General features: G+C 48.1%; 1 protein-coding gene. It reads left to right on the top strand.

The genetic code is table 11. The annotated features are described in order from the left end of the window. Nucleotides 1-913, top strand: a 913-nt coding sequence (gene flhF, locus R7Q46_RS25610; protein WP_318078004.1) for a flagellar biosynthesis protein FlhF, incomplete at both ends; no start/stop codon positions are given.

Raw genomic sequence — 913 nt, 5'->3', positions numbered from 1 at the left:
GAATCGCTATAACGAACATCGTCAAATGTCGTCATCAGCGGCCGATCGTTTTCAAGATCGCAGTTTAGATGAAGATAAAATTAGCCTACAAAACAGCAAAGAAAAATCAGGCTCGATGACACAGCGATTCGCGAACATGCTGAAGCAATACAGTGGTGGCGCAGCAGAATCTGACGATCATGTTGCGGAAAACGAAGATTCGTTATCAGCCCTATTGCAACGCCAAAATAAGCACCGCGAAAGCTACAACCAAGAACAGCCCGTGCCATACCAGCCGGACTCTCCTTTGGCGAAATTGATTGCTCAAGATAACCGTTTTGAGCGACCAACGCCGAAGTTAGATCCTACGCGCTATGACCGTCGTCGCCCATCCTCTGAAGAGCGTGACGAGTCAGCAAAAGAGCTGGAGAACATGCGCGAAGAGATGACCTCGATTCGTCGTCTGCTGGAACATCAAGTCTCCGGCTTAATGTGGCAAGAAGTGGAACGTCGTGAGCCATTAAGAGCCATGCTTATCAAACGCTTAGAGCGTATGGGCGTGTCTCCTGAGCTTGCAGACCAAATGGCATGTTACATCCCAGAAGACACCAAGCCTGCACGTGCGTGGAAGGCGTTGCTGTCACTCGTTGCGGATCAAATTAACATACCAAAACAAGATATTTTAAAACGTGGTGGTGTGGTTGCATTGCTTGGCCCTACAGGCGTCGGAAAAACGACAACTGTTGCGAAGCTTGCTGCACGCGCAGCCATGGAATACGGTGCCGACAATGTGGCCCTTGTGACAACAGATACATATCGCATAGGTGCACATGAGCAACTCTCCATTTACGGGAGAATTATGGGTTGTCCTGTAAGAGTTGCTAAAGATTCTAACGAATTAGCCGATGTTATATATCAGCTAAGAAACAGAAGA

Source organism: Vibrio sp. 811 (assembly GCF_033339195.1).
Note: the sequence above shows the minus strand (reverse complement) of the source record. Positions and strands in the feature narration are given on the sequence as shown.